Below are 7,603 nucleotides of genomic sequence, written 5' to 3'. Positions count from 1 at the left end.
AAGCTAAGACCCGCAGCGCCGATGGTACTGCACTCGGGAGGGTGTGGGAGAGTAGGTCACCGCCGGACAATCATTACAGGTTCAGGCCCCGCAGGGTTGCGGGGCCTGAACTGCTTTAACACCACCGGTTTTGCGGGCCGGGACACCCGGGTCGTGACCGGCGGGTGCGGGTACCGGGGCCGGCGGCCCGAGCTGATCGTGTGTGTTCTTTGGGCCTGCACCCTGGTGCGGGCCCTTTCCGTGTTTAACCAGCCGTTCCCGGCCCTCGGGGTCTGGCCGGAAATATGGGGACTGGAACAGCCGGCCGGGCCGGGGTTCCCAGTCCCTGTGACTCCTGCCCCATTCCGGGACCACACCAGGCACCACCGGTCACGAGGGCTGGGAACCACCGCGGTGCGGAACCCCATCGGAAACACCGGCCACGACGACTGGGAACCGCCGTCGGGACATGACCCCAGGAGCAACACCGGCCACGACGACTGGGAACCACCGTCACGGCGGGTGGGAACCACGGGCCCCGCGGACCCCCAGGAGCAACATCGGCCACGACGGCTGGGAAACCAAGTGGGGCCAGGCTGTTGTCGGATGAGGGTGTTGCACTGAGTCTCGGACTCCGTGCATTCTGGCCGGGGCGCCACCGAATATCGGCCCGCAGCATTGCCGCAGCTTAAAGAAACACCGCAACCCCGGCCGGACCAGACCCCGGCCGGCGCGGCCAAAACCCCCAGGCCACCCCGCCCCCCATCCGCGACCGGCCCCCCACAACCCGTGGTCAAAGCACCGCAAAAAACAGGGTAAGATAGTAGAGCATCACCGCCGTAGAGGGATCCGGAAACGGAAAGCGAAGCGGCGCGTGACCCAGGTTTTCCCGCGAAAGCGAGGATAAAGGGTTACGGCGGTCATTGCGTGGGGGAAACGCCCGGTCCCATTCCGAACCCGGAAGCTAAGGCCCACAGCGCCGATGGTACTGCACTCGGGAGGGTGTGGGAGAGTAGGTCACCGCCGGACATACCGTAAGGAAAAGGATCCGTACAAAGTCGTACGGGTCCTTTTCTGTTTCTCCCCTGCCTGTACGCAGGACCAGGCCTACCCCGCCCCGGACAAGGGGAACAGACTGGGTAAATGACGGAGAACAGCAGCTCCTTCAAGCGCGGGCTCGACTCCGGGCCGGACACCGAACGCACGATGTTCTTCAGCGACGCCGTATTCGCCATTGCCATGACGCTCCTGGCCGTGGACATCAAGGCGCCGGACGTTCCACCGGACCAGCTGGGCCAGGCCATCCTGGAGCAGCGCCCGGAATTCTTCGCCTACGCCCTCTCTTTCGCGGTTGCCGGCGCCTACTGGTTGAGCCACCACCGGTTGTTCCGCCTCCTCAAAGGCTTCACCGGCGGTCTGCAGCGGCTGAACCTGCTCCTCCTGTTCTTTGTGGCGCTGCTGGCCTATGCCACGGACATGCTGGCGCTGCACGATGACACGAGCCTCGGCGTCGTTATTTATGCGGCGGCGCTTGGGCTGACCGGCTCGGTCAACACGCTGATGTGGTCCTACTGCCGCCGGCACGGGCTGTTCCGGGACGATGTGAACCCGGGCCTGCTCCAATACGCCCGCGTCCGTGCACCGATCACCCCCGCCGTCTTCATCCTCTCGATTCCCATCGCCTTCGTGAGTCCCTCTGCAGCGGAGTACTCCTGGTTGTCCATCCTGGTGATCAACCTGGGCCTCCGGCTGGTTGGGAGCCGACGGCGCAATGCGGCCGGCGGGGCATGACACCGCCGATTCGGTAATTGCTTCAATGTCCGGTAGTCTTATATCTGCTCTTGACGAGCAAAGCCTGGAGGATTCGCCTAGCGGCCTATGGCGCACGCCTGGAACGCGTGTTGGGTTAACGCCCTCGGGGGTTCAAATCCCCCATCCTCCGCCAGATGAGAAATCATCACCAGAAACGCCCCGGTCCAAGACCGGGGCGTTTCTGTTTGTCCGGGTAGATCCGCTGCTACGGCCGCAGGGCGAAGCGGGTCGCCACGGACACCGCGCCCATGCCGAGCAGCGCCGCCCCGCCCGCCAACGCCAGGTACACCAGCGGCTGGATCGTGGGCAGCGGCTCTCCGGAAACGTTCAGGGCGATTCCCATCAGCGGCGGCAGGGCCAGGACAGTCCCAACGACGACGGCGGCAGCCACCATCAGCGCGGATTCGGCGCCGGTCATACGCCGCAGCTGCGCGTCGGTCGCGCCGAGCCTGCGCAGCAGCATCAGCTCCGGGCGACGCCGCGCCGTGGACATGATTAGCGAGTTGCCCACGGACACGGCCAGATAGCCCAGCAGGATCAGCATCGCCAGCACGTTCGCCCACGATTCCGCACCGCGTTCCGCAGCTCCCGCCGCTCCGAGTTCAGCACGGTCCAGGAGGGACAGGCCCAGGGTTTCGACCGCAGTTTGCAGGCTGCCGGCGTCGGCTTCCGGAGCTGCCAGCAGCAACTGCGTGTTGAGCCCGGTGGTGGTGTGCGGGAGCAGTGCGGCGTTGTCCATGATCACGTCGCCGAAGCCGAGCCCGCGTTCGTACGTCGCGACGACGACGGCGTCCGCCGCAGCTCCGTCGCCGAAGTGGAACCCGAACGAGTCCCCGGGGGCCAGACCGTTTTCCCGCGCCAGATCGATGCTGACCGCCACCGTTCCGGGTTCCGAGAGCCGGTCCAGTGATCCCTCGCGAACGCCCAGGTCCAGCACGTTGTCCAGGTTCTCGGGCGCGATACCCTGCACGCCGACGGGCTGCACGCCGTCGTCCAGGCCCAGGAAACGCGTCTGGAGCAGGAGCGCAGACTGAGCCATCGGCGTCGCGCTTTCCACACCGGGCAGTTCGGCGACCGCGTCCGCCAGCTCGGGGGAGATGCCCGCGGGCGCGCTGACCGCGTATCCGGCCACGACGCCGTCGCGGGCCTGGCGCTGTGCTTCGGATTCAACTGTCTCCGGCAGGAAGAACTGCACGGACCCAAGGGCCAGGGCCAGGGCAAGCGGCACGATTCCGGCCGCGAGCCGGCGCGGAAACGCCTCCGCTCCTGCTCCGGCCAGGACCAGCGGAGCTGACCTGCTGTGCCGCAGCAGCGGGGACGCCAGCCTCAGGGCCCCGGCCACAATCCAGGGTCCCAGCATGCCCGCACCGATCACCAGCAGCAGAATGCTCGACGCCGCTGCGGTCAGGCCCGCGCTTCCGGGGACGGCGGCGGGCAGCAGGGCTGCCAGCAGACCGAAACCGAGCAGGGAAAGCCCGGTGAGAACGCGTCCGCGGCTCAGCCGGCCGGACTCGGTGACCGCTTCACGCAGCGCGGTGACCGGTGCTGCCCGGACCGTGCCGCGGGCGGAGACCAGGGACGCGCCGACAGCGGCCGCAACGCTGACCAGGACGGCACCCACTACGGGAAGCGGGCTGTAGGAGAGCTCGAAGCCTTCCGGAATCACTCCCGCACCCGTGAACTGCCGGCCGAGGAACCCCGCCAGCCAGAATCCGGGAACCGCTCCCATCACAGCCGCGGCCGTGGAGACCAGGAGGACTTCGCGCACCACCAGGCCCAGGGTCTGGTCCGTCCCGGCGCCGATGGCCCGCAGCATGGCGAACTCGCGCCGCCGGGAAAAGATGGAAAGGGACAGCGTTCCGGCAGTCACGAACACCGCCGTCATGACCGCCACACCGGCCAGTGAACTGCTGAGCAGCAGCAGCATGGACCGGGCGCCGGCTCCGCCCAGGTTCTCTACGTCTCCGCGCGCGTTCCCCGTGTAGGTGACGACGCCGGAAACTGCCGCCTCGATGTCCGCGGCCACCTGCTTCGGGTTGGCTGCGGGCTCGGTGAAGACCCCCACGGCCGCAACCGCGTCCCCGTGCGGCCACAGTGCCGCCGCACCGGCCGTGCTGAGGAAGGCTGCCGGAGCAGTATGTCCTGCCGGCGGGGCCACGATGCCGGTAACGGTGTACTCGGTGCGGACGCCTCCGTGGCTGAGGGTTATGCGGCTTCCCGGTTCCGCGCCGAAGGACGGGTCAACCGCCACCTCACGGGAAGCCTGCGGAGCCTCTCCAGCGGTCAGGGTGTACGGTGCGAGGGCAGCGGAGTCCCAGGCAGCGGCAAGGACAGGCTGGCCGTCTGCTGTTGCCAGAGGAATCTCCACGGTCCCGACGGCGCTCCGAACGCCGGGCACGGCCTCGATGTCCTGGACCGTTTCACCGGCCAGCAGGACGCGTTCGGGAAAGACTGCCGGAAGGTCTTCGGGAACCGGAATCGACTGCGGCGCTCCCACCACGACGTCGGCCGCCTGCAGGCGCTGCACTGCGGTACCGCCGCGCAGCCCGGATTCGATGAGCACGCCCATGGCCGTGATGAGCGCAGCAGCGAGGAAGACGGCAACGAACACACCGGCGAACCCGCCTCGGTGGTGACGGATGGATGCTTTGGCAAGGGCGAACATGTCAGTTCCTTCCGAGATAGGCGAGGCGGTCGCTGACGTCCCGGGCGGAGGCGCCGTCCATGCTGCCGTCAATGCGTCCGTCGGCGAGGAACACCACGGTGTCCGCGTAGCTGGCTGCCACCGGGTCATGGGTCACCATCACCACGGTCTGGTTGAGGGCGGTGACGGTGTGCCGCAGCAGCTCCAGGACCTGCCGGGCTGTGCCTGAATCCAGGGCACCGGTCGGTTCATCGGCGAAGACCACGTCCGGGCGGGTGATCAGGGCCCGGGCTATCGCGGCCCGCTGCTGCTGTCCGCCGGAGAGCTCCTGCGGTTTACGCTCGTCCAGGCCGTCCAGCCCGACGGCGTCGAGCACGTACGCCAGCCAGGCACTGTCCGTTCCGCGTCCGGCCAACAGCAGCGGCAGCGTCACGTTGGCCGTCACCGAGAGCTGCGGCAGCAGGTTGTAGGACTGGAAAACGAAGCCCACATGGTCCCGCCGGAACCGCGTGAGCGTCTTGCCCCGCAGCCGGGATATCTCCGTGCCGCCCAACCGCACCTGACCGGCGTCGGGCACATCCAGGCCTGCCGCGGCCTGCAGCAGCGTGCTCTTGCCGGACCCGGACGGGCCCATTACTGCGGTGAAGGTACCGGCCGGCACCGCCAGCGATACGCCGCGGAGGGCCGCGACGGCGGTGCTGCCTGAGCGGTAGCTTTTGGAGACGCCGGTCAGCTCAAGGGCTGCCGGACCGTTGAATTGGGTCGAGTCGGAGTACATGGGCGGTGTCCTTTGAACGGTGGCTGGATAACTGGTTTCGACGCTACGCAGCGGAGGATTCGGTTCCGATACAGCCAGCAGCCCAGTTCATGGTGTAGCTGGCTATACCGACAGGCACCGGATGCTCCGGCATAATCGAGCAAATGAGATGGCCAACCCAAGCCGGCCTGCGGGCCCGCGCCGCGGATGCGGTCTTCCTGCTGCGCGAGGGCGTGTACTGGCTGGCTTCCCTGGGAATTCTGGTGGCCGGAATCGTGCTGCTGCCCTTCCTGTCCCTGGGTATTGGCCTGTACGCGCTTCCCGCCGTGCTGGGGACGCTGGACCTGCTGGCGGCTCGTGCGCAGGGGAGGGCTGCCGGATTTGCGGGGGCATTGATTCCCTTTGACCGCCGGCGCCTGCGCGGGCGGTATTCCTTTGGGGAGCTTGCATCGCTCGTGACGGCGCCGGAAACCAAGCGGGATCTGTCCTGGCTGCTATTCCATGCTGCGTTTGCCCTGTTGGCGGGTGCGCTGGCCATTGCACTGCCCGTCGGAGCGTTGCTGTACCTGCTGCTGTCTCCGTTGTGGGTGCTGTTTCCGGCGGATGCTCCGCTGGAAATGACGATCACCATTACCAGCTGGCCGAATGCGTTCCTGGGCATGCTGCTTGGCGTCGCCTACGCCGTCCTAGCCTGGCTGCTGCTGCCGTGGATGGCCCGCCGGCTCAGCGAGGGAACACTCGCGATCCTCTCCCCGCGGCGCTACGACGAACTTTCCCGCCGGATCCAGGACCTCTCCACAGCCCGCGCGAGTGCCCTCGCCGCCCATGCCGCCGAGCTGCGGAGGATCGAACGGGAACTGCACGACGGCGCACAGAACCGGCTGGTGGGAGTGGTCATGATGCTGGGGCTGGCACAGCGTGCCGCCGAGACGGATCCAGCTGCGGCTGTGCCGTTTCTTGAGCGGGCGCAGGATGCTGCGTCGGAGGCCCTGGCCGGACTCCGTGCGGCCGTGCATGACATTTATCCGCCCGTGCTGGACGAGCTAGGACTTGGCGGAGCGGCTTCGGCACTGACCAGCAGGTCTCCCATTCCCTGCAGCCTGGACGTGGACGGCCTGCTGCGGGCGCCGACAGCGGTTGAATCCGCGGCGTATTTTGTCCTGGCCGAAGCGCTGACCAACGCTGCCAAGCATTCCGGTGCCTCCCGGATCCAGGTGGTGCTGCGCACCGATTCAACGCCCCGGGAAGATGTGCTGGTGGTTGAAGTGACCGACGACGGGCGCGGCGGGGCTGCCGTGTCCCCGGCGGGCGCCGGAGCCGGAACGGGTTCAGCCGCTGGTGCCCGGCCCGCGGGCGCTGAGGCCGGGACGATGGCCACTCCTGGTGCCGGGACCGCCGCCGGGCCTGCCGCCGGGACGGTGGCCGCTCCTGGTGCCGGGTCCGCGGACGCTGAGGCCGGAGTCGAGCCAGCCGTCGCGACCGCGACCGCGACCGCGACCGCGGCCGGGACCGCCTCAGGCCCGGTCGCCGTCGACGTCGGTACTGTTGACGGCGGGTCGGGCACCGGACTGGCCGGAATCGCGCGGCGAGCAGCCGCGTTCGGGGGCAGGCTGGTGCTCAGCAGCCCTGAGGGAGGACCAACGAAAGTGAGAGTGGAACTGCCGTGCGCGTTCTGATTGCCGAAGATGATGCCCTGTTGCGCGCCGGTCTGGAGCTGCTGCTGAAGGGGGAAGGATTCGAGGTTGCAGGGTCCTGGGACAACGCGGATGAACTGCTGGCAGTGTTCGAGCCAGGCACCGCCGACGCCGCGGTGCTGGATGTCCGGATGCCTCCCACTTTTACCAACGAGGGGCTGAAAGCTGCGCTGGAGCTGAGGTCCAGGGTGCCGGATTTCCCCGTGCTGGTCCTCTCCGCCTATGTGGAGGACAGGTATGCCTCCAGGCTGCTTGGTTCCGGCGCCCAGGGTGTGGGGTACCTGCTCAAGGAGCGGGTGGGGAAGGTGGGGGATTTTGTCGACGCGCTGCGCCGGGTTGCCGGCGGCGGCACGGTGATGGACCCGGAAGTTATTGCCCAGCTGTTCAGCCGGCGTTCGAACCAGGACCCCATCCGCTCCCTGACACCCCGGGAGTTCGAGGTGCTGGGACTGGTCGCGGAAGGTCTGGGCAACACCGCGATTGCGCAGGCTATCTCGGTCTCGGAGACCGCGGTGAGCAAGCACATTGGCAACATTTTCGCGAAACTGGGCCTGGCGCCGTCGGACACCGGGCACCGCCGGGTCCTGGCCACGCTGGCGTACCTGCGCTCCTGATTCCAGCCAACCCCGATCCCCATCCATCCCACCATCGAGAGGCCAGTTACGGCTCGTTTCGGCCCGCAAAAGAGCCGTAACTGCCCTCTCGGCGGATGGAGCG

The 7,603-nt window shown here is 67.8% G+C and carries 5 protein-coding genes, 1 tRNA gene and 1 rRNA gene; 5 read left to right on the top strand and 2 right to left on the bottom strand.

Annotation, left to right across the window (positions count from 1 at the left end; all coding sequences use genetic code 11):
- The first annotated feature begins 891 nt into the window (after positions 1–891).
- The 3 genes from rrf to GD628_RS14040 all read left to right on the top strand — a co-directional run bounded on the left by rrf (position 892) and on the right by GD628_RS14040 (position 1,924).
- Positions 892–1,008: ribosomal RNA gene (gene rrf / locus GD628_RS14050) — 5S ribosomal RNA — on the top strand.
- Positions 1,009–1,122: 114 nt separating this feature from the next.
- Complete coding sequence (locus GD628_RS14045) at positions 1,123–1,770, top strand: TMEM175 family protein (RefSeq protein ID WP_152275142.1); 648 nt, start codon at positions 1,123–1,125, stop codon at positions 1,768–1,770.
- Between the two features lie 66 nt (positions 1,771–1,836).
- Positions 1,837–1,924 (top strand) — tRNA-Ser (locus tag GD628_RS14040).
- A 72-nt stretch (positions 1,925–1,996) separates the two neighbouring features.
- Here GD628_RS14040 and GD628_RS14035 read toward each other — a convergent pair.
- Both GD628_RS14035 and GD628_RS14030 read right to left on the bottom strand, forming a co-directional pair.
- Positions 1,997–4,456: an ABC transporter permease gene (locus tag GD628_RS14035; RefSeq protein WP_193313285.1), complete on the bottom strand. Its 2,460-nt coding sequence runs from the start codon at positions 4,454–4,456 to the stop codon at positions 1,997–1,999.
- A 1-nt stretch (position 4,457) separates the two neighbouring features.
- Positions 4,458–5,213, bottom strand: a complete 756-nt coding sequence (locus GD628_RS14030) for an ABC transporter ATP-binding protein (RefSeq protein WP_152275140.1) — start codon at positions 5,211–5,213, stop codon at positions 4,458–4,460.
- A 143-nt stretch (positions 5,214–5,356) separates the two neighbouring features.
- Here GD628_RS14030 and GD628_RS14025 point away from each other — a divergent pair, with 143 nt between their 5' ends.
- Positions 5,357–6,868, top strand: coding sequence for a sensor histidine kinase (locus tag GD628_RS14025; protein ID WP_152275139.1), 1,512 nt, complete (start codon positions 5,357–5,359; stop codon positions 6,866–6,868).
- Positions 6,856–7,500, top strand: coding sequence for a response regulator (locus GD628_RS14020; protein ID WP_091608615.1), 645 nt, complete (start codon positions 6,856–6,858; stop codon positions 7,498–7,500). Before GD628_RS14025 ends, GD628_RS14020 begins: the two co-directional genes overlap by 13 nt.
- Positions 7,501–7,603 lie beyond the last annotated feature (103 nt).

The sequence above is a fragment of the Arthrobacter koreensis genome (assembly GCF_009193255.1).
GTDB lineage: Bacteria > Actinomycetota > Actinomycetes > Actinomycetales > Micrococcaceae > Arthrobacter_B > Arthrobacter_B koreensis.
The sequence above is the reverse complement of the archived record's forward strand: the minus strand, read 5'-3'. Positions and strand labels throughout refer to the sequence as shown.

What these genes read in the sequence shown, in the direction of transcription:
- GD628_RS14035 (WP_193313285.1), bottom strand. Translation starts at nt 4,456, where the DNA reads ATGTTCGCCCTTGCCAAAGCATCCATCCGTCACCACCGAGGCGGGTTC.
- GD628_RS14045 (WP_152275142.1), top strand. Translation starts at nt 1,123, where the DNA reads ATGACGGAGAACAGCAGCTCCTTCAAGCGCGGGCTCGACTCCGGGCCG.
- GD628_RS14030 (WP_152275140.1), bottom strand. Translation starts at nt 5,213, where the DNA reads ATGTACTCCGACTCGACCCAATTCAACGGTCCGGCAGCCCTTGAGCTG.
- GD628_RS14025 (WP_152275139.1), top strand. Translation starts at nt 5,357, where the DNA reads ATGAGATGGCCAACCCAAGCCGGCCTGCGGGCCCGCGCCGCGGATGCG.